Genomic DNA, 17,890 nt, shown 5'->3' with positions numbered 1-17,890 from the left:
TCCGAGATGGGCGCGATCAGCGCCGGATGAAGGCCAGCAGCGGCGCGGTCAGGGACGTATCCGCCATGCCGATGGCATAGACCTCCGAGATGTGGCTGTGGCCTTCCAGCGTCACGGCGGTCGGGCAGCGCCCGGCGGCGCAGAGAGCCTCTCGCGCGCGGAGCGAATGCTGGACGAAGCGCTCGGGATCGAGCGTGCCATGGGCGAGGAAGATCGGCTGGGTGACGCGCGTCAGGCCCGGCAACGGCGACCTCGCCGCGGCTTCCGCGCCCAGATAGGCGTTGTCATTGGCCGCCATGTCGGGGCCGGTGAAATCGAAGAGGCCGGAGACGAAGGCATAGGCGACGGGCGGCGCCACGCCCGCGGGGTGGAAGCGAGGCTCGGCGGCGTAGAGCGCGGCATGGATGGCGCCGGCGGAGTGGCCGGAGAGGATCACCCGCGCGGGGTCGCCGCCATGCGCCGCGATGTTGGCGGAGACCCAGGCGAGGGCCGCCGCCACATCCTCCTGCGCCGCCGGATAGGGGTGCGCGGGCGCCAGGCGGTAGGTGATGTTCACGCCGATCAGGCCGTTGCGCGCCGCCCAGACGCCGACATTGGCATAGAAGGGGCTGCCATCCGGCCCCTGCTTGTCGCCGGCGACGAAGCCGCCGCCATGGATGAAGACCAGCACGGGCAAAGGCTGCGTTGGCCGCGTGGCGGGGGTGAAGACGTCGAGGCGATGGCGCGGATCCGTGCCGTAGCGGGCATCGCGCGTCACCGCCACGCCGTCCCACGGTTCGCGGCCATGCAACGGCGCATAGAGCGCGCCAGTGGGCGGGGGCGCGATGACGCGGCCGATGCGCGCCAGGCCGGCCGCGATCTCGGGCGGGGGCTGGGCCAGAGCGGGGCCGGCGGCGAGAAGCAGCATCAGGAGGAGAAGGCGGCGCATGGGACGTTCCTTGTCGTTGCGCACAGGCTAGCCCCCTCCCCTTGCCCTCCGCCATCGCCCACCGCATAACCGCCCCCGTCATCGGGGGGAGCCCATCGGGGGCTGAGAGGCGGGCGACCGCGACCCCACGAACCTGATCCGGGTCATGCCGGCGAAGGGAACGGTGTCTGCCTGTGGCTGAACGCGCGCCCGGATTCCGCATCCACCTGCCCGAGGGGCTGTCCCTGGGCGGCCAGCCCGTGCTCGGGCCGACCGACCTGTCGCTCGAAGGCGGGCGGGTGACGGCGCTGCTCGGGCCCTCGGGCTCGGGCAAATCGACGCTGTTGCGCCTCGCGGCCGGGCTTCTCGCGGTGCCGGCGGGGGGAAGCGTCACGAAGCTGGCGGGGCGGGTCGCCTACATGGCGCAGCAGGATCTGCTGGTGCCCTGGCGGGACGTGCTGGGCAACGTGACCATGGGCGCGCATCTCCGCGGGCAGGCCCCGGACCTCGCCCGCGCCCGCGCCCTGCTGGCCGAGGTCGGGCTGGCCGAAGCCGATGCGCTCAAGTCCCCCGCGCAGCTCTCCGGCGGCATGCGGCAGCGGGTGGCGCTGGCCCGGACGCTGATGGAGGACCGGCCCATCGTGCTGATGGACGAGCCCTTCAGCGCCGTCGATGCGCCGACGCGCCACCGCATGCAGTCCCTCGCCGCGCGGCTGCTGGCCAGGCGCACCGTACTGCTGGTGACGCATGACCCGCTGGAGGCGTTGCGCCTCGCGGACCGCATCCTGGTGCTGGGCGGCCGCCCGGCGACGGCCAGCGAGGTGCCGGTGCCGGCCGGCGCGCCGCCCCGCGCGGCGGGCGATCCGGCGCTGCTGGCGGCGCAGGCCGCGCTGCTGGAACGGCTGGCGGAGGCGGTGTCCTGATCCGCGCCGCCATCGCCGGGCTCGGGCTGCTGCTGCTGTGGCAGGGCTTCGTCTGGGCCACGGACGTGCCCCCCTTCCTGCTGCCCTCGCCGATGCGGGTCGCCAGCGCGCTGGTGGACCGCTGGGACATCATCCTTGGCCATGCGGCCACGACGGGGACGGAGATCCTGCTGGGACTGGCGCTGGGTTCGCTGCTGGGCTGCCTGATGGCGCTCACGCTCGCCGCCTGGCCGGCGGGGCGGCGCTGGCTGCTGCCGCTGCTGCTGGTCAGCCAGGCGGTGCCCGTCTTCGCCATCGCGCCGCTGCTGGTGCTCTGGCTGGGCTACGGCATGGCCAGCAAGGTCGCCATGGCGGTGATGATCATCTTCTTTCCCGTCGCCACCGCCTTCCATGATGGGCTGCGGCGGACGGAGCCCGGGCTGCTCGACCTCGCCGCCACCATGGGCGCGTCACGCACCGCCGTGCTGTGGCGCGTGCGGGTGCCGGCGGCGCTGCCGTCGCTCGCCTCCGGGCTGCGGGTCGCGGCGGGAGTCGCGCCGATCGGGGCCGTGGTCGGCGAGTGGGTCGGGTCCTCGGCCGGGCTCGGCTACCTGATGCTGCAGGCCAATGGCCGGTCCCAGGCGGATGTCATGTTCGCCGCGCTGTTCGTGCTGGCGGTGATGTCGCTGGCGCTCTGGTTCTCCACCGATCGGCTGCTGAGGCGGGCCATCCCGTGGCAGCCGGACTCGCTTCTTTCCGACCAAGACAGAAAGGTTTTGCCATGAAGCGGCTCATTCTCGCGCTGGCCGCGCTGCTGGCCCTGTCACCCCCGACCGCCGCGCAGCCGGCGCGGGACCAGGTGACGGTGCTGCTCGACTGGTTCGTGAACCCGGACCATGTGCCGATCATCGTGGCGCAGGAACGCGGCGACTTCACGCGCGCCAACCTCGATGTCCGGATCGTGGCGCCGGCCGATCCGAACGACCCGCCGCGGCTGGTGGGGGCGCGGCGCGCCGATCTCGGCGTCTTCTACCAGAAGAACCTGCACCTCGCCGTGGACCAGGGCCTGCCGCTGATGCGCGTCGGCACGCTGGTGGCCACCCCCTTGTCCACCCTGACGGTGCTGCGGGACGGGCCGATCCGCACGCTGGCGGACCTCCGCGGCAAGCGCGTCGGCTTCTCCGTCGCGGGGTTCGAGGAGGTGACGATGGGCACCATGCTGGAAAGCGTCGGGCTGCGGCTTTCCGACATCCGGCTGGTGAACGTGAATTTCGGCCTGTCCTCCGCGCTGATGTCGGGCCAGGTGGACGCCATCCTCGGCGGATTCCGGAACTTCGAGCTGCATCAGCTCGACATCGAGAACCGCCCCGGCCGGGCCTTCTTCCCGGAGCAGTACGGGATGCCGGCCTATGACGAGCTGATCTACATCACCCATCGCGACCGCGCCCGCGACCCGGTGCTGCGCCGCTTCATCGATGCGACGGAGGCCGCGACCCACTTCCTGGTCAACAACCCAGAGGAATCCTGGCGCATGTTCATCGCGGGCCAGCGGCGGGAGCTGGACAATGAGCTGAACCGCCGCGCCTTCGCCAGCACGGCCAACCGCTTCTCGCTGAGCCCCGGCGCGCTGGACCGCAACCGGTATGAGCGCTTCGCCCGCTACCTGGCCGATCGCCGCATGATCCGGACGGTGCCGGCGCTCGAGACCTATGCGGTGGAGTTGCCGCCGGCTACGACGGCACGGTGACGAGGTTCATCGATGGCCGAAGGGCGCAGGCCATCGGCCGAGCACCCGGAGGCCTGAATCGATGAACCAGAATGCCACCCGCTTCCTGGTCGATGCCGATGCCTGCCCCGTGCGGGAGGAGATCCTGCGCGTGGCGGCGCGGCTGGGGCTGGAGGTGATCTTCGTCTCCAACGGGTCCCGCCACATCCGCCCGCCGCAGCAGGCGATGGTCCGCATCGTCATCGTCACCGATGGCGCGGACAAGGCGGATGACTGGATCGCGGAGGAGGCGCGGCCGACGGATGTCTGCCTGACCGCCGACATCCCGCTGGCCAAGCGATGCCTGGAGAAGAAGGCCTTCTGCCTGAACTTCAAGGGCCATCCCTGGACGGAGAACAACATCGGCTCCGCGCTCGCGGGCCGGGCGGTGTCGCAGCACCTGCGCGAACTCGGCATGGGCGGCGGGCCACCGCCCATGGGCAGCGCGGACAAATCGCGCTTCCTCAATGCGCTGGACGCCATGGCGCATGCGGCGTTGCGGGTGGCGCGGGCGCAGGGATAGGCTTTCCGGCATGCTCAAGACCGCCGCGCATGCCGCCTTCCTGCCGGGTGAGGCCTTCGAGGGGGTGGGCCCGCGGCCGCCGCTCGATGGCAGCTATTCCATGCGGCGGATGCGGCTGCCGACCGGCGTCACCATGGCCTTCACATACCGGCCCGGCAGCGGGCTGCCGGTGCTGTTCCTGACGGCCAACCGCACCACGCGGCGGATCTTCGACTTCGTCCTGGCCGAACTCGACCTGCCCAACCCGGTGCTGGCGCCGGATTACCGCGGCCTCGGCGAGAGCGACGCGCCACCCGGTTCGCTCTTCCGGCTGGAGGAGCACCGTGAGGATCTGGTGGCGCTGACGCGGGCGCTGGGCTGGACGCGCTTCGCCGTGGTGGGGCAGGCGACGGGCGGGACGCTCGCCCTGATGCTGGCGACGCGGCTGCCGGAAGGCGTGGTGGCCGTGGCTGCGGGCGATCCCGCGATCGGGCTGCGGGACGATGTCTTCGCCCTCTTCCTCGACCAGGTGGAGCGCCATGACCGCGGCTTCTCGACGCGGGCCGAGGCGCTGGCGGAGACGCCATTCCGGGAGGCCTGGAGCGACGCCGTGGCGGCGCATTGGCTAGATACCGCGCTGATGCCCTGCCCGGATGGGCGGCTGCGCTGGCGCTACGATGTAGCGGGCATCACGGAGACGCAGCGGGCGCTGACGGCCGATTTCTGGGGCGACATCGCGGTGGCGCAGCCGACGCTGTTGTTCGGCGGCGAGAACTGCACGGTGATCGGCGAGGCTGCGATGCGGCGCGCCCAGGCGGCGATCCCTCAGGCGCGACTGGAAGTGCTGGGGGGCGCCAACCACCGGCTGACCCAGGACAACCCGGCCGGCTTCGCGGCGCTGGTGCGGGATTTCCTGGCGAAGGAATGCGCCGGTGTGGCTTTTTAGCCACTAACCCTTTTAAGCCGATTATGCCGTTTAGCCGCGTTTAGCACCGTTTTTCGCGGCACCTCCCCGCCCCCCGCCCGGACGCGACCTTCCCAGGGGGGCGCGGAAGGGGTGGTTCGGGCATGGGGACGGGGTGGCGGCATCGAACATATCAGGAACACATCGCCGAAGCGAGCTTTTCCTGCGCGCTGCCGGGCGCTTGTGCATTCGCCGAATCCGGTGCGCAATGCGCACGCGGTATCGAGGAACGAACATGACCCTGACACGACGCAGCCTGGCGGCGCTGGCCGCGACCGGCCTGGCTGCCCCCGCCCTCGCCCAGGCCCCCTGGCCGACCCGGCCGATCCGCTGGATCGTGCCCTATGCGCCCGGTGGCGGCTCCGACTTCCTGGCGCGCAGCCTGGCGGCGGCCATCAGCGGGCCGCTCGGCCAGGCGGTGACGGTGGACAACCGCCCGGGTGGTGCCACCATCCCGGCCAGCGAGGCGACGGCCCGCGCCGCCCCCGATGGCTATACCCTGCTCTCGGCCGACCTGACGGCGCTGGTGATCACGCCCGCCATGGCGCGGCGCCTGCCCTATGACCCCATCCGGGACTTCAAGCCGGTGGCGCCGATCGCGCGCTTCCCCTTCGTGCTGGTGGTGCATCCGAGCCTGCCGGTGCGCACGGGGCCGGAGTTGGTTGAATGGGCGCGGGCGCGGCCGGGCGCGCTGAACGTGGGCAGCCCGGGGGTCGGCACGCCGAGCCACCTGGTGACGGAGCGCTTCATGCGGGCGACGGGCACGCAGGTGGCCCATGTGGCCTATCGCGGCGGGGCGCCGGCGGTGCAGGACCTCGTCTCCGGCGTCGTGCAGGCGATGTTCATCGACTACGCCTCGGGCGCGCCGCACATCGCTTCCGGCAATGTCCGCGCCATCGGCATCCCGGCGCCGCAGCGGCTCGGCCTGCTGCCGGATGTGCCAACCCTGGCGGAACAGGGGCTGACGGGGTCCGACATCTATTCCTGGCAGGGCGTGGTGGTGCCGGCGGCGACGCCGGATGCGATCGCGGGGCGGCTGCAGCGGGAGCTGGACCGGGCGCTGCGGACGGAGGAGGTCGCGGCGCGGCTGCGCTCCATCAGCCTGGAGCCGCTGCCGGGGACGGGGGCGGAATTCGCGGCGCTGATCGCGAGCGAGACGGCGGTCTGGGCGCCGCTGATCCGGGAGTTGGGGATCACGCTGGATAGTTGAAGGGGGGGGGTTGCGCAGACCCCCACCCCGACCCTCCCCCGCAACCGCGGGGGAGGGAGCATCCATCACTTATCCTGCGGCATGCCGGTCGGGATGACGGTCTTCACCAGGGTCGAGTCCAGCGCCTCGTAGTCGTGGTAGCCGATGGTCTCGTAGAGCTGGGCGCGGGTCTGCATGCGGTCGAGCTGGTTCTGGGTGCCGCCATCGCTGCGGATGGCCTGGTAGAGCGTCTCCATGGCGCGGGCGGCGACGCGGAGGTGGCTGACCGGCCAGATCACCATGCTGTAGCCGAGGTCCTCGAACTCCTTGGCCGTCAGGAAGGGCGTGCGGCCGAATTCCGTCATGTTGGCCAGCAGCTTCACGCCCGGCATTCGCTTCGCGAATTCCGCGAACATTTCCCGCGTCGTCAGCGCCTCCGGGAAGACGGCATCGGCGCCGGCTTCGAGGTAGAGCTTCGCGCGCGCGACGGCGCCGTCCATGCCTTCGCTGGCCGCGGCATCGGTGCGGGCGATGATGTAGAGGTGGCGGCGGGCCTTGCGGGCGGCGGCGACCTTGGCGGCCATGTCGCGGGCATCGGCCAGCTTCTTGTCGTTGAGGTGGCCGCACTTCTTCGGCAGCAGCTGGTCTTCCAGGTGGACCGCGCCGGCGCCGGCTTCCTCGAAGACGCGGACCATGTGCATGACGTTCAGCGCCTCGCCGTAGCCGGTATCGCCATCGACGAGGGTCGGCAGCCCCGCGGCGCGGGTGACCTGGCGGATATAGGCGGCGACCTCATCCACCGTGATCATGCCGAGGTCGGGCAGGCCCATGGTGGCGGACATGGCGGCGCCGGACATGTAGAGCGCCTCGAACCCCTGTTTCTTGGCCAGCAGGGCGGCGATGCCGAGATGGGCGCCGGGCATCTGGAGGATCTGCGGCCGGTCCAGCAGGGCGCGGAAGCGGACGCCGGCGGGGGCGTCGGGCAGGTCGTCGGCGATCACATAGGGCATGGACGGCTCCGTGGTCTCGGGTTCGGGCCAGTTTGGCCCGGAAGCCGCGCCCCGGCCAGCCACGCAGCCCGGCCCTCCCGCGATGGCAGCGTTGAGGATGGCGCCAAAACCCGGCGGTCCAGGGTCCCCTTGGACCCTGGCGAGGGGGGCAGGGGGAGCAGCGCTCCCCCTGCCCCGCCCTCAGGCCGGGATCAGCCCATGCCGTTCCATGATCCCCGCGATCCGCGCCGGGTCCGGCTTGCCCGGCCCCGCGACGGCTTCGGCCATCTCCTCGAAGTAGCGACGGCCGATGGAGCCCGGCGTCAGCACGACCAGGGCCTTGGCGGGTTCGTCGTGCCGGTTCTCGTGGTGGTGGACGGCGCCGCGGGGGATGAAGGCGACGTCGCCAGGGCGGAGTTCGCGGCTGGTGCCGTCGATGGTCGTCGTCAGCGTGCCGGAAAGGCCATAGACCGCCTCGTCCACCGCTTGGTGGAAATGCGGCGCCGGGACGCGGGCGCGGGGTTCGACGGCGAATTCGAAGACGATCATCTCCCCCGCGCCATCGGTCTCGTCCACGAGGAAGGTCAGGGTCAGCCCGCCGATGCGGACCACGCGTGCGGGCTTCGTCGTTTCCATGTCGTCGCCTCCGATGTAAAGTCTCTTTACGTAGAACAGACGTAAAGAGACTTTACTATGGGGTCAAGCGAGGGGACGGGTCCGCCCTATGTCGGCGCACTGGCCCACCAGCTTTATCGATTGGCGCGCGAAAGGGTGGTCCAGTCGATCCGGGATGCCGGCGGCACGGATGTGCATGAGACGCATCTGCCGGTCTTTTCCTATCCGCTGCCGGACGGGATGCGGCCAGCGGATCTGGCGCGGCGGCTCGGCATGTCCCGCCAGGCGGGGAACCATGCGATCCAGCAGTTGGAGGCGCTGGGCTATCTGGAGCGGCGGCCGGCACCGGGCGGCGGGACGCGGCGGCTGGTGTATCTGCAGCCAAGGGGCTGGCGGATCGCGGAGGCGATCTGGGCGTCCATGCGGGCGCTGGAGGCGGAGCTGGCGGCGGAGGTGGGCGAGGAGCGCTTCGCCACCTTCATGGCGGTGCTGCGGGAGGTGACGGCGGCGCGGCGGTGAGGCGGCTCAGGCGGGCGGGTCCACTCCGATATCCTCCGCCCAGACCGCCGGCTTCTCCCGCTGGAAGCGCTGCATGAGCGCGATGCAGGCGGGGTCGTCGAGGACCGTCACAGCCACGCCGCGCGACCTGAGAAGATCCTCGTTGCCGTCGAAGCTGCGGTTCTCCCCGATCACGACGCGCGGGATCCCGAACTGGATGATGGTGCCGGTGCACATCATGCAGGGGGTGAGCGTGGTGTAGAGGGTGGTGCCGGCATAGCTGCGCATGCGGCCGACGCGGCGGAGGCAATCCATCTCCCCATGCGCGATGGGATCGCCGTCCTGGACGCGGCGGTTGTGGCCGCCGCCGAGCAGGCGACCCTCCACGCCGACGAGGACGGCGCCGACGGGGACGCCGCCTTCGTCGAAGCCGCGCTGCGCTTCGGCAAGGGCGAGCGCCATGAAGGCCTGGTCGTCCATCGGCGTGGCTCCCTCAGTAGAGATGCGCCTCATAGGCATGGGCGATGCGCGTCTCCGCCTCCTTCGCCGCGATCTTGCCGGTCTGGCCGGCGAGGATGCGGCCGAGGCTCGGGATCTCCCCGGGGACTGCGTGGCGGGCGGGGTCCCAGAGGGCGCTACGCTTCAGCGCCTTGCCGCAATGGAAGAAGACCTCCTCCACCGTCACCATCAGGGCGCTTTTCGGCAGGCGGTCCTGGGCGGAGAGGCCGCCCAGCGTCGCGGTGTCCGTGACCATCTCGGCGCGGCCATTCACGCGCAGCGTCTCCAGCACGCCGGGGACGAAGAAGAGCAGGCCGAGACGGGGATTGGCCGCGAGGTTCGAGAGACTGTCCACGCGGTTGTTGCCGGGGCGGTCGGGCAGCAGCAGGCGCTTCTCGTCCAGCACTACGACGAAGCCCGGCGCATCGCCGCGGGGCGAGGCATCGCAGTTCCCCCCGCCATCCGCCGTCGCCATGACCAGGAAGGGCGAGCGCGCGATGAAGAGGCGCGCGAACTCATCGAGGTGGTCGAGCTGCTTGTCCACGGCGAGGCCCGCGGGAGGCGGGTAGAGCGTGCGGAGATCGTCCATGGTGGCGCGTCCTCAGCTGGCCGTGGCGCCGGAGGCGCGCACGACGGGTTCCCATTTCGCCAGCTCCGCCTGCACGAAGGCGGCGGTGCCTTCCGGCGTCGTGCCGGTGACGGCGGGCTGGCCCATCTCCGACAGGCGCTGCGCGACCTCGGCTTCCCCGACGACTGCGTTCAGCGTGGCGTTGAGGCGCTGGATGACCGGCGCGGGGGTGCCGGCGGGGGCGAAGACGACGTTCCAGGTATAGGCCTCGAAGCCCGGCATTCCGGCCTCGGCGAAGGTCGGCACCGAAGGCAGGGCGGCCGCGCGATCGGGGGTCGCGATGGCAATGGCGCGGATGCGGCTGTCCTGCACGAAGGGCACGACGGAGGCGAGGGCGTCGGTCGCGAATTCGACGCGGCCGGCGAGCAGATCCGCCACCATGGGCGCGGAGCCGCGATAGGGGATGTGGGTGGCCTGGGCGCCGAGCTGCTGCATCAGCAGCACCGCCGCAAGGTGGCCCATGGAGCCGGTGCCGGAGGAGCCGTAGTTCATCTGGCCGGGCCGGGCGCGCAGCAACTCGATGAAGCCGCGGAGGTCGCGGGCGGGCAGGTCGGGATGAGTGACCAGCACGATGGGCACGCGGGCGATCTGCGCGATGGGCGCGAAGTCCCGGATCGGGTGGAAGGGCAGCCGGCCTTCCTGCAGCGCCGGGTTCACCGCATGGGTGGTGGCGGTGCCGATCAGCAGGGTCAGGCCATCCGGCGCGGCGCGGGCCACGGCTTCCGCCGCGATGGCGCCGCCGGCGCCGGGGCGGGGATCCACCACCACGGGCTGGCCAAGCCTGGCCGCCATGCGGTCCGCGACCAGGCGGGCGACGATGTCAGTCGGCCCGCCGGCGGCGAAGGGGATGACCAGGCGGATGGGGCGGGCGGGCTGCGCCCGCGCGGGCGCCGCCAGCGCCGTCGCGATGCCGCCAAGGGCCGAGAGGGCAAGGCGTCGCGAGGGCATGGGCGGTTCCGTTGTCGTTCGTGACGTCCGGTTCATCCTGCCGGGATGGGGGCGGCTGTCAACGCCGCCCCACCCCGTCAGAACAGGCCGCGTCAGAAGAAGATGAAGGTCACCAGCACGAAGAGCGGCACCAGAATGCAGGCGGCCCAGGCGCAGTAGCCGAAGAAGCTCGGCATGCGCTCCCCATTCTCCTCCACGATGGCCTTCACCATGAAGTTGGGCGCGTTGCCGATGTAGCTGTTGGCGCCCATGAAGACTGCGCCGCAGGAGATGGCGGCCAGCACCAGCGCGCCCTGCGTCATCAGGTAGGCGGGGTCGCCGCCGGCGAGCTCGAAGAAGACGATGTAGGTCGGCGCATTGTCGAGGAAGGAGGAGAGCGCGCCGGTCAGCCAGAAATAGACCCAGGGGATCGGCACGCCATTGGCATCCGAGGTCAGCGCCACCAGACCCGCGGCCGCGCCCGCGCTGCCGGCGCGGAGGATGGCCAGGACGGGGGCCATGGTGATGAAGATGGCGGCGAAGAGCTTGGCGACCTCCAGGATCGCGCCCCAGGCGAAGCCGTTCGCCTCCCGCAGCGCGGGGCTGGTGCCATAGACGGAGATCAGGGTGATGGCGGCGAAAAGGGCGATGCCGACCAGCTTCTCCACCTCCATCGGGTGGCCGAGGACGGGGACGACGCCGAGCTTGACGTAGCCCATGGCGATGACGACGGCGACGATGGCGGCCAGCAGGGCGACGTTCAGCCAGCCCTCGATCGAAAGCGGTTCCTTCGCCGCGACGGGGGCCACGGGCTTCTCCCGGTTCCAGGCGATGGTGTCGAAGACCCAGTAGAGCGCCAGCAGCAGCACGGCGCAGAGCAGGAATTCGCTGAACATGTGGGTGGTGGGCCAGAAGAAGGACACGCCACGGAGGAAGCCGAGATAGAGCGGCGGATCGCCCACGGGCGTCAGGCTGCCGCCGATGTTGGCCACCAGGAAGATGAAGAAGACGAAGGTGTGGGTCTTGTTGCGGCGGAAGGCATTGGCGCGCAGCACCGGGCGGATCATCACCATGGCGGCGCCGGTGGTGCCCATCAGGCTGGCCATGACCGTGCCGATGGCCAGCAGCGCGACATTGGTGCCGGGCGTGCCGACCAGGGAGCCCTTGAGCATGACGCCACCGCCCGCGGTGTAGAGCGCGGCGAGCAGGGCGATGAAGGGGATGTATTCCAGCACCGCGACATGGGTGAATTCGTACCAGGCGGCGCCTGGGCCGAAGAAGGCCGCGAAGGGCAGCAGGAACAGCACGGCCCAGATGGCGGCGATCTTGCCGTAGTGGTGGTGCCAGAGGCTGGCGGCGAAAAGCGGCATCAGCGCGATGGAAAGCAGGATGCCCACGAAGGGAATGGCCCAGGCCAGCGACAGTTCCGCCCCCGATACCCCGGCCGCCAGGGCCGGCATCGGCACCAGCATCGCGGGCAGCAGGGCCCAGGCAGCCCCAGTCACGACGCGTCGCGCGCGCAGCGTCCCCATCATGTCGTCTCCCCAGACCCCTCCGCTGCGCATACAGGCAACCAGCGCGCGCGTCACGATCCCGTCCGCGGGGCCGGTCCGCGGTGCCCCCTGCCCTTCCCGGGCGCGCCCGGCGGCCTTAAGACACGGGGAGAGAACACTGGCGGGTCGGTTTCGCGGGGCCCTCGCCGCCCCTGGCGCCCTGGCGGACCTGGCGATGCAACCGGCATCGGCGGGCCCCGCTATGCCCCGGGACGGCAAGGCCCCTGGCGAGCCCCCGGCCGCCGGCATTCACGAACGGTCCTCGATTTCGGCCGCAACCGACGGAGTGATCCCCATGGAAATGACTGGCGAACGCCGGATCGGCGCCCCCCGCGAAACGGTCTGGGCGGCACTGAACGACCCCGCGGTGCTGAAGGAAGCGATTCCCGGCTGCGAGAGCGTGGAGCGGATCGGCGATGACCAGTTCCAGGCCAAGGTGTCCATGAAGCTCGGCCCGATGTCCGCCAAGTTCGGCGGCAAGGTCACGCTGTCCAACATCAACCCGCCGGCCTCCTACACCATTTCCGGTGAGGGCACGGGCGGCGCCATGGGCTTCGCCAAGGGCGGCGCCGACGTGGCGCTGGACGAGATCGGGCCCAGCGAGACGCTGCTGCGCTACAACGTGAAGGCGCAGGTCGGCGGCAAGATGGCGCAGCTCGGCGCGCGGCTGATCGACAGCACGGCCAAGTCCATGGCCGACCAGTTCTTCGACCGCTTCGCCGCCCAGCTTGCGCCGGCGGCGCCGGAGCCGGTGGCGGTCGCGGGCACGGATACGGAATACCTGGCGGGCTCGGCCGAAGCCGGGCCGATCACGCAGCATGCGGCGGAGGGCCAGTCCCCCGGCGGGCCGGTGCACAAGCCGAACCCGACCTCCGGCGAGATGCCGCTGCCGCTGCGCCTGCTGACGCAGGACTTCATGGGCTTCCCGGCCCAGGTCTGGTTCGGCGGCGCGGCGATGATCGTCATCCTGGCGCTCATCTTCCTGGTGGGCTGAGCGTGACCATCCCCGCCGACGTCGCCGCGACGCAGCGCCTGCTGGCGGAGGGCGGCTACGTCGCCGACCGCCAGCTGGCCACCACCATCCACCTGGCGCTGCGGATGGGCCGGCCCATCATGCTCGAGGGTGAGCCGGGCACGGGCAAGACGGAGATCGCCAAGGTCCTGGCCGCCCAGCTGCCGCGCCGCCTGGTGCGGCTGCAATGCTATGACGGCATGGACCTGGCCTCCGCGGCCTATGAGTGGAACCATGCGCGGCAGCTGATGGCGATCCGGCTCGCGGAAGCGAGCGGCGAGGCGGGGGACCGGGGCAGCCTGGAGCGGGGGATCTATGACCGCCGCTTCCTCCAGGCGCGGCCGCTGCTGCAGGCGCTGGAGGGTGAGCCGGCGGTGCTGCTGATCGACGAGCTGGACCGCGCCGACGAGCCCTTCGAGGCCTTCCTGCTGGAGATCCTGGCGGATTTCCAGGTGACGATCCCGGAACTCGGCACGGTGCGCGCGGCGACGCCGCCGGTGGTGGTGATCACGTCGAACCGGACGCGGGAGGTGCATGACGCGATCCGGCGGCGCTGCCTCTACCACTGGGTGGACTACCCCGATGCGGCGCGGGAACGCGCGATCCTGAAGATCCGGGCGCCGCAGGTGGGGGAGAGGCTGTCCGCGCAGGTGGTGGCCTTCGTGCAGGCGGTGCGCGGCGCCGATACCTTCAAGCCGCCGGGGGTGGCGGAGACCATCGACTGGGCGGCGGCACTCTCCGCGCTGGATGCGAAGGAGCTGGAGCCGGCGCTGGTGGATGAGACGCTGGGCGCGCTGCTGAAATACCAGGACGACATCGCCAAGATCCGCGGCGCGGAGGCGGCGCGGCTGGTGACCGAGGCGAAGCAGGCGGCGGGCTGAGGGTGGCGGGCCCGGCCGGATGATCCCTCCCAGGACCGCCATGCTGCTCCGCCCGCATGAGGGGGGTGCTGCCATCGGCAACAACCTGGTCGCCTTCGGGCGGCTGCTGCGCCGCGCCGGGCTGCCGCTGGGGCCCGCGGAGCTGCTGGCGGGCGCGGCGGCGCTGGAGGCGATCGAGATCGGGGACAAGGCGCAGGTCCATGCCGCGCTGCGGGCCACGATGGTCCACAAGCACGAGCACTTCTTCCTCTTCGACCACGCCTTCAGCCTGTTCTGGCGCGATCCGGAAGCCAGCGCGCACGCCGCCGCCATGGCGCTGATGGACGGGATGAAGGAGCAGCCCAAGCCATCGCCGGCGTCGCGCCGCATGGCGGAGGCGATGCAGGGCGACCGGCCCAACCCGCCGAAGCCGCCGGAGCAGCCGCCCGAGGATCGCGTGGACATGACCTTCACGGTCAGCGAGCGCGAACGCCTGCAGACCATGGATTTCGAGGCGATGTCGGCCGCCGAGCTGAACGCCGCGAAGAAGGAGATCCGCAAGCTGGTGCTGCCGCTGGATGCGCGGCCGACGCGGCGGTTCCGGCCCGACCATGCGGGCCCCTACACCGACCTCCGCGCCACGATCCGGGAAGGCCTCAGGACGGGCGGGGAGATCATGGACATCTCGCGCCGCCGCCGCGTGGTGCGGCCGCCGCCGCTGGTGGCGCTCTGCGACATTTCCGGCAGCATGGCGCGCTACGCGCAGATCCTGGTGCATTTCCTGCACGCGGTGGCGAATGACAGGGACCGCGTGCACACCTTCCTGTTCGGCACGCGGCTGACCAACGTCACGCGCCAGCTGAAGCACCGGGATGCCGAGGTGGCCTTCGAGATGGTGGCCCATGCGGTGCCGGACTGGTCGGGCGGCACGCGGATCGGCGAATCGCTGGAGGGCTTCAACAAGGCCTGGTCGCGCCGCGTGCTGGGCCAGGGCGCGGTGGTGCTGCTGATCACGGACGGGCTGGACCGGGAGGGCGCCAAGGGCCTGGCGGAGGCGACGGATCGGCTGCGCAAATCCTGCCGCCGGCTGATCTGGCTGAACCCGCTGTTGCGTTACGCCGGCTTCCAGCCCAAATCCCAGGGCATCCGGGCGATGCTTCCGCATGTGGACGAGTTTCGCCCGGTCCATAATCTCGCCAGCCTGCGCGACCTGGTCTCCGTGCTCAGCGACCCGCGCGCCGGCCAGAGGGGGAATGCCGCATGAGCGCCGCCACCGATTCCGAGGATATCCTGGCCACCGCCGCCGGCTGGAAGGCGGAGGGCGAGCGCGTCGCCATCGCGACGGTCGTGGAGACCTGGGGCTCCTCCCCCCGCCCCGCCGGGTCGCGGCTCGCGGTGACGGCGTCCGGGCGCATCGCGGGCAGCGTCTCCGGCGGCTGCATCGAGGGGGCGGTGGCGGAGGTCGCGCGCGAGACGATGGAGACGGGCGTGCCGCAGCTGCTGGATTTCGGCATCAGCGACGAACGCGCCTGGGAAGTGGGACTGGCCTGCGGCGGCAAGCTGAAGGTCTTCGTTGAGCCCCTTGGGGAGCGCCTCGGGTGAAGAGTGACCTCCTCGACCGGCTGATGGCCGCGCGGGCGGCGAAGGTGCCGCTCGCCCTGCTGACGCGCCTGCCCGATGGCGCGCAGCTGCTGGTGCCGGGGGACGCGGTGCCGGAGGCGCTGGCCGCGGAAGCCCGGGCCGCGATCGATGCGGATGCCGCGCGCAACGTGACGATCGGCAACGAGACCTGGTTCATCGCGCCGGAGAACCCGCCGCTTCGCCTCATCATCGTCGGCGCCGTGCATATCGCGCAGGCGCTGGTGCCGATGGCGCTGCCGCTCGGTTTCGCGGTGAACGTCGTGGACCCGCGCCGCGCCTTCGCGACCGAGGAACGGATGGGCGACCGCGTCACCATCTCCGGCGACTGGCCGGATGAGGCGATGGCCGCGCTGAAGCCGGATGCGCGCACCGCCGTCGTGACGCTGACGCATGACCCGAAGCTGGATGACCCGGCGCTGGAAGTGGCGCTGCGCAGCCCGGCCTTCTATGTGGGGTCGCTCGGCAGCCGGAAGACGCATGCGAAGCGCGTGGCGCGGCTTACGGAAGCCGGGCTGACGGAAGCCGAGATCGCGCGCATCGCGGCGCCGGTCGGCCTGGATATCGGGGCGGTGACGGCGCCCGAGATCGCCGTCTCCATCCTGGCGCAGATCGTCTCCGCCCGCCGCGGCGGGCCGAAGAAAAGGGCTGAGGGATGATCTTCGGGCCGACGCCGCTGGACGAAGCCAAGGGGGCCGTCCTCGCTCATACCGTCCGCCTGACCGGGCGCGTGCTGAAGAAGGGCACAGTGCTGGATGAGGGCGCGATCGCCGCGCTGCGGGAAGCCGGGCGGCGCGACGTCATCGCCGCGCGCATGGAAGCCGGCGACGTGCCGGAGGATGAGGCGGCGGACCGCGTCGCGGATGCGCTGATGGCGCCGCTGGTGGCGAAATCGCGCGCCGCCACCGGGCGGGTGAACCTCTTCGCGGAAAGCGCGGGTCTCTTCACCGTCGATGCCGGGCTGATCGACCGCATCAATGCGGTGGACGAAAGCGTCACCGTCGCGACGCTGCCCAACCATTCCGTGGTGGCGGCGAAGGAGATGCTGGCCACCATCAAGGTCATCCCCTTCGCCAGCCCCGGCCGTGTGCTGCAGGTGGTGGAAGCGATGGCCCGCGGCCGCACCGGCATCGCCATCCATCCCTTCCAGCCCCTCTCCGTCGGCCTGGTGCTGACGGAACTGCCGGGCATCAAGGAAAGCGTGATGGAGGGCGCGGTCGAGGCGACCGAGGCGCGCATCAAGGCGCTGATGGGCACCATGCTGCCGGTGGAGCGCGTCCGGCATGAGGAAGGGCCGGTCGCCGATGCGCTGACGCGGCTGCGCAAGGCGGGGGCCGATCTGCTCCTGGTGGCCGGGGCCTCGGCCGTGGTGGACCGGCGCGATGTGGGGCCGGCGGCGATCGTGCGCGCCGGCGGCGTGATCGAGCATTTCGGCATGCCGGTCGATCCGGGGAACCTGATCTGCCTCGGGCGGATCGGGGAGGTGCCGGCGCTGGTCCTGCCGGGCTGCGCGCGCAGCCCGAAGCTGAACGGCTTCGACTGGGTGCTCGCCCGGATCTTCGCCGGGCGCCGCGTGACGGCGCGCGACGTGATGGGCATGGGCGTCGGCGGATTGCTGAAGGAGATCGAGGTGCGCCCCCTGCCCCGCGCCGATGCGCCCCGCGTGCCGCCGCCGGCCACCGCGCCGCGCCGCGCGCGCAAGGTCTGCGCGTTGGTGCTCGCCGCCGGGCGTTCGCGCCGCATGGCGCCGCTGAACAAGCTGCTGGTGCCGGACACCAAGGGCCTGCCGATGATCCTGCGCGTCGTGGACAATGCGCTGGCCTCCCATGCCTCCCCCGTCATCGTCGTGACGGGGCATGAGCGGGAGCGGATCGAGGAGGCGCTGGCGGGGCGCCCGGTGCTCTTCGCGCATGCGGAGGGCTATGCGGAGGGGCTTTCGGCCAGCCTCAAGGCCGGGCTGGCGGCGGTGCCGCCGGATGCGGAGGGGGTGCTGGTGTGCCTCGGCGACATGCCGCTGGTGACGGCGGCGATGCTCGACCGGCTGCTGAGCGCCTTCGACCCGGAGGAAGGCCGCGCCATCGTGCAGCCGACCTATCGCGGCAAGCAGGGCAACCCGATGCTGTGGAGCCGGGAATTCCTGCCGCAGATGCTGGCCATCAGCGGCGATGTCGGCGCGCGGCATTTGGCGGGCAAGCATGCCGACCGGCTGGTCGATGTGGAGATGGCGAATGACGCGGTGCTGCGCGACTTCGACACGACGGAGAGCCTGAAGGGGCTGCCGGAGTTCGCGGGGAAGAAGTAGGCGGGGGAGTCCGCGTTCGCCTTGAACTTTGATGCAAAAGGCGGCGCGTAGGAAGATAATCCAATTACATCTCAAGAATTGCGCTGATCTAAATTATTTCTGCCATGACTGTCGTAGCAATTTGTTCTTTGGTGTTCTATT

The 17,890-nt window shown here is 71.2% G+C and carries 20 protein-coding genes and 1 riboswitch; of the genes, 13 read left to right on the top strand and 7 right to left on the bottom strand.

Going from position 1 to position 17,890, the window contains the following annotated elements; all coding sequences use genetic code 11:
* Positions 1–16: 16 nt before the first annotated feature.
* A complete protein-coding gene (locus G3576_RS00390) occupies positions 17–928 on the bottom strand; it encodes an alpha/beta hydrolase (RefSeq protein ID WP_207622592.1) in 912 nt (303 codons plus the stop codon).
* A gap of 74 nt (positions 929–1,002) precedes the next feature.
* A riboswitch (TPP riboswitch) is annotated at positions 1,003–1,106 on the top strand.
* Here G3576_RS00390 and G3576_RS00385 point away from each other — a divergent pair.
* The 6 genes from G3576_RS00385 (at position 1,102) to G3576_RS00360 (ending at position 6,250) form a co-directional block, all read left to right on the top strand.
* On the top strand, positions 1,102–1,830 hold the full coding sequence (locus G3576_RS00385; protein ID WP_328728171.1) for an ABC transporter ATP-binding protein: 729 nt from the start codon (positions 1,102–1,104) through the stop codon (positions 1,828–1,830). Its footprint overlaps the riboswitch before it by 5 nt.
* A complete protein-coding gene (locus G3576_RS00380) occupies positions 1,830–2,594 on the top strand; it encodes an ABC transporter permease (protein WP_328728469.1) in 765 nt (254 codons plus the stop codon). The genes G3576_RS00385 and G3576_RS00380 overlap by 1 nt, the downstream gene beginning before the upstream one ends.
* Complete coding sequence (locus G3576_RS00375) at positions 2,591–3,556, top strand: ABC transporter substrate-binding protein (RefSeq protein ID WP_164692349.1); 966 nt, start codon at positions 2,591–2,593, stop codon at positions 3,554–3,556. The genes G3576_RS00380 and G3576_RS00375 overlap by 4 nt, the downstream gene beginning before the upstream one ends.
* 61 nt (positions 3,557–3,617) lie before the next feature.
* Positions 3,618–4,097, top strand: a complete 480-nt coding sequence (locus G3576_RS00370; RefSeq protein WP_164692348.1) for a YaiI/YqxD family protein — start codon at positions 3,618–3,620, stop codon at positions 4,095–4,097.
* A 10-nt stretch (positions 4,098–4,107) separates the two neighbouring features.
* Positions 4,108–5,022, top strand: coding sequence for an alpha/beta fold hydrolase (locus G3576_RS00365; protein ID WP_164692347.1), 915 nt, complete (start codon positions 4,108–4,110; stop codon positions 5,020–5,022).
* 253 nt (positions 5,023–5,275) lie between these two features.
* Positions 5,276–6,250 carry a Bug family tripartite tricarboxylate transporter substrate binding protein gene (locus tag G3576_RS00360; RefSeq protein ID WP_235951333.1) on the top strand — a complete coding sequence of 325 codons (975 nt, stop codon included), beginning with the start codon at positions 5,276–5,278 and terminating at the stop codon, positions 6,248–6,250.
* A 65-nt stretch (positions 6,251–6,315) separates the two neighbouring features.
* Here G3576_RS00360 and prpB read toward each other — a convergent pair whose 3' ends face one another.
* Together prpB and G3576_RS00350 are read right to left on the bottom strand one after the other, a co-directional pair.
* Entirely contained in the window at positions 6,316–7,239 is a 924-nt protein-coding gene (gene prpB, locus G3576_RS00355) for a methylisocitrate lyase (RefSeq protein WP_164692345.1), read from the bottom strand.
* Positions 7,240–7,419: 180 nt separating this feature from the next.
* Entirely contained in the window at positions 7,420–7,854 is a 435-nt protein-coding gene (locus tag G3576_RS00350) for a cupin domain-containing protein (protein WP_164692344.1), read from the bottom strand.
* Between the two features lie 135 nt (positions 7,855–7,989).
* Here G3576_RS00350 and G3576_RS00345 point away from each other — a divergent pair, with 135 nt between their 5' ends.
* Positions 7,990–8,352 carry a MarR family winged helix-turn-helix transcriptional regulator gene (locus G3576_RS00345; RefSeq protein ID WP_207622591.1) on the top strand — a complete coding sequence of 121 codons (363 nt, stop codon included), beginning with the start codon at positions 7,990–7,992 and terminating at the stop codon, positions 8,350–8,352.
* A gap of 6 nt (positions 8,353–8,358) precedes the next feature.
* On the opposite strand, the gene G3576_RS00340 is transcribed toward G3576_RS00345, so the two are convergent.
* The 4 genes from G3576_RS00340 to G3576_RS00325 all read right to left on the bottom strand — a co-directional run bounded on the left by G3576_RS00340 (position 8,359) and on the right by G3576_RS00325 (position 11,919).
* Positions 8,359–8,811 (bottom strand): nucleoside deaminase, encoded by a 453-nt coding sequence (locus tag G3576_RS00340; RefSeq protein ID WP_164692342.1) that lies wholly within the window; start codon positions 8,809–8,811, stop codon positions 8,359–8,361.
* Between the two features lie 13 nt (positions 8,812–8,824).
* Positions 8,825–9,418, bottom strand: a complete 594-nt coding sequence (locus G3576_RS00335) for an MSMEG_1061 family FMN-dependent PPOX-type flavoprotein (RefSeq protein ID WP_164692341.1) — start codon at positions 9,416–9,418, stop codon at positions 8,825–8,827.
* 12 nt (positions 9,419–9,430) lie between these two features.
* Complete coding sequence (locus tag G3576_RS00330) at positions 9,431–10,405, bottom strand: Bug family tripartite tricarboxylate transporter substrate binding protein (protein WP_164692340.1); 975 nt, start codon at positions 10,403–10,405, stop codon at positions 9,431–9,433.
* Between the two features lie 92 nt (positions 10,406–10,497).
* Positions 10,498–11,919, bottom strand: a complete 1,422-nt coding sequence (locus tag G3576_RS00325; protein ID WP_235951331.1) for a sodium:proton antiporter — start codon at positions 11,917–11,919, stop codon at positions 10,498–10,500.
* A gap of 313 nt (positions 11,920–12,232) precedes the next feature.
* On the opposite strand from G3576_RS00325, the gene G3576_RS31410 reads away from it, so the two are divergent.
* Genes G3576_RS31410 through G3576_RS00295 form a run of 6 tightly spaced genes read left to right on the top strand, consistent with a single transcriptional unit; the run spans position 12,233 to position 17,749 of the window.
* Positions 12,233–12,931: a CoxG family protein gene (locus G3576_RS31410; RefSeq protein WP_235951329.1), complete on the top strand. Its 699-nt coding sequence runs from the start codon at positions 12,233–12,235 to the stop codon at positions 12,929–12,931.
* A gap of 2 nt (positions 12,932–12,933) precedes the next feature.
* Positions 12,934–13,830, top strand: a complete 897-nt coding sequence (locus G3576_RS00315) for an AAA family ATPase (protein WP_164692339.1) — start codon at positions 12,934–12,936, stop codon at positions 13,828–13,830.
* Between the two features lie 19 nt (positions 13,831–13,849).
* Positions 13,850–15,073: a vWA domain-containing protein gene (locus G3576_RS00310; RefSeq protein WP_235951327.1), complete on the top strand. Its 1,224-nt coding sequence runs from the start codon at positions 13,850–13,852 to the stop codon at positions 15,071–15,073.
* Positions 15,070–15,411, top strand: coding sequence for an XdhC family protein (locus G3576_RS00305; protein WP_164692338.1), 342 nt, complete (start codon positions 15,070–15,072; stop codon positions 15,409–15,411). The genes G3576_RS00310 and G3576_RS00305 overlap by 4 nt, the downstream gene beginning before the upstream one ends.
* A complete protein-coding gene (locus G3576_RS00300) occupies positions 15,408–16,106 on the top strand; it encodes an XdhC family protein (RefSeq protein WP_328728161.1) in 699 nt (232 codons plus the stop codon). Before G3576_RS00305 ends, G3576_RS00300 begins: the two co-directional genes overlap by 4 nt.
* Complete coding sequence (locus G3576_RS00295; RefSeq protein WP_164692337.1) at positions 16,103–17,749, top strand: NTP transferase domain-containing protein; 1,647 nt, start codon at positions 16,103–16,105, stop codon at positions 17,747–17,749. The genes G3576_RS00300 and G3576_RS00295 overlap by 4 nt, the downstream gene beginning before the upstream one ends.
* The last annotated feature ends 141 nt before the right edge of the window (positions 17,750–17,890 follow it).

The organism is Falsiroseomonas algicola, from assembly GCF_011040385.1.
In the GTDB taxonomy this organism is placed as follows: domain Bacteria; phylum Pseudomonadota; class Alphaproteobacteria; order Acetobacterales; family Acetobacteraceae; genus Falsiroseomonas; species Falsiroseomonas algicola.
The sequence above is the reverse complement of the archived record's forward strand: the minus strand, read 5'-3'. Positions and strand labels throughout refer to the sequence as shown.

Bases quoted from the DNA above. Each gene is read 5' to 3' on its own strand.
- G3576_RS00390 (WP_207622592.1), bottom strand. From the start codon at position 928: ATGCGCCGCCTTCTCCTCCTGATGCTGCTTCTCGCCGCCGGCCCCGCT.
- G3576_RS00375 (WP_164692349.1), top strand. From the start codon at position 2,591: ATGAAGCGGCTCATTCTCGCGCTGGCCGCGCTGCTGGCCCTGTCACCC.
- G3576_RS00370 (WP_164692348.1), top strand. From the start codon at position 3,618: ATGAACCAGAATGCCACCCGCTTCCTGGTCGATGCCGATGCCTGCCCC.
- G3576_RS00365 (WP_164692347.1), top strand. From the start codon at position 4,108: ATGCTCAAGACCGCCGCGCATGCCGCCTTCCTGCCGGGTGAGGCCTTC.
- G3576_RS00360 (WP_235951333.1), top strand. From the start codon at position 5,276: ATGACCCTGACACGACGCAGCCTGGCGGCGCTGGCCGCGACCGGCCTG.
- prpB (WP_164692345.1), bottom strand. From the start codon at position 7,239: ATGCCCTATGTGATCGCCGACGACCTGCCCGACGCCCCCGCCGGCGTC.
- G3576_RS00350 (WP_164692344.1), bottom strand. From the start codon at position 7,854: ATGGAAACGACGAAGCCCGCACGCGTGGTCCGCATCGGCGGGCTGACC.
- G3576_RS00340 (WP_164692342.1), bottom strand. From the start codon at position 8,811: ATGGACGACCAGGCCTTCATGGCGCTCGCCCTTGCCGAAGCGCAGCGC.
- G3576_RS00335 (WP_164692341.1), bottom strand. From the start codon at position 9,418: ATGGACGATCTCCGCACGCTCTACCCGCCTCCCGCGGGCCTCGCCGTG.
- G3576_RS00330 (WP_164692340.1), bottom strand. From the start codon at position 10,405: ATGCCCTCGCGACGCCTTGCCCTCTCGGCCCTTGGCGGCATCGCGACG.
- G3576_RS00325 (WP_235951331.1), bottom strand. From the start codon at position 11,919: ATGATGGGGACGCTGCGCGCGCGACGCGTCGTGACTGGGGCTGCCTGG.
- G3576_RS31410 (WP_235951329.1), top strand. From the start codon at position 12,233: ATGGAAATGACTGGCGAACGCCGGATCGGCGCCCCCCGCGAAACGGTC.
- G3576_RS00310 (WP_235951327.1), top strand. From the start codon at position 13,850: ATGATCCCTCCCAGGACCGCCATGCTGCTCCGCCCGCATGAGGGGGGT.
- G3576_RS00305 (WP_164692338.1), top strand. From the start codon at position 15,070: ATGAGCGCCGCCACCGATTCCGAGGATATCCTGGCCACCGCCGCCGGC.
- G3576_RS00295 (WP_164692337.1), top strand. From the start codon at position 16,103: ATGATCTTCGGGCCGACGCCGCTGGACGAAGCCAAGGGGGCCGTCCTC.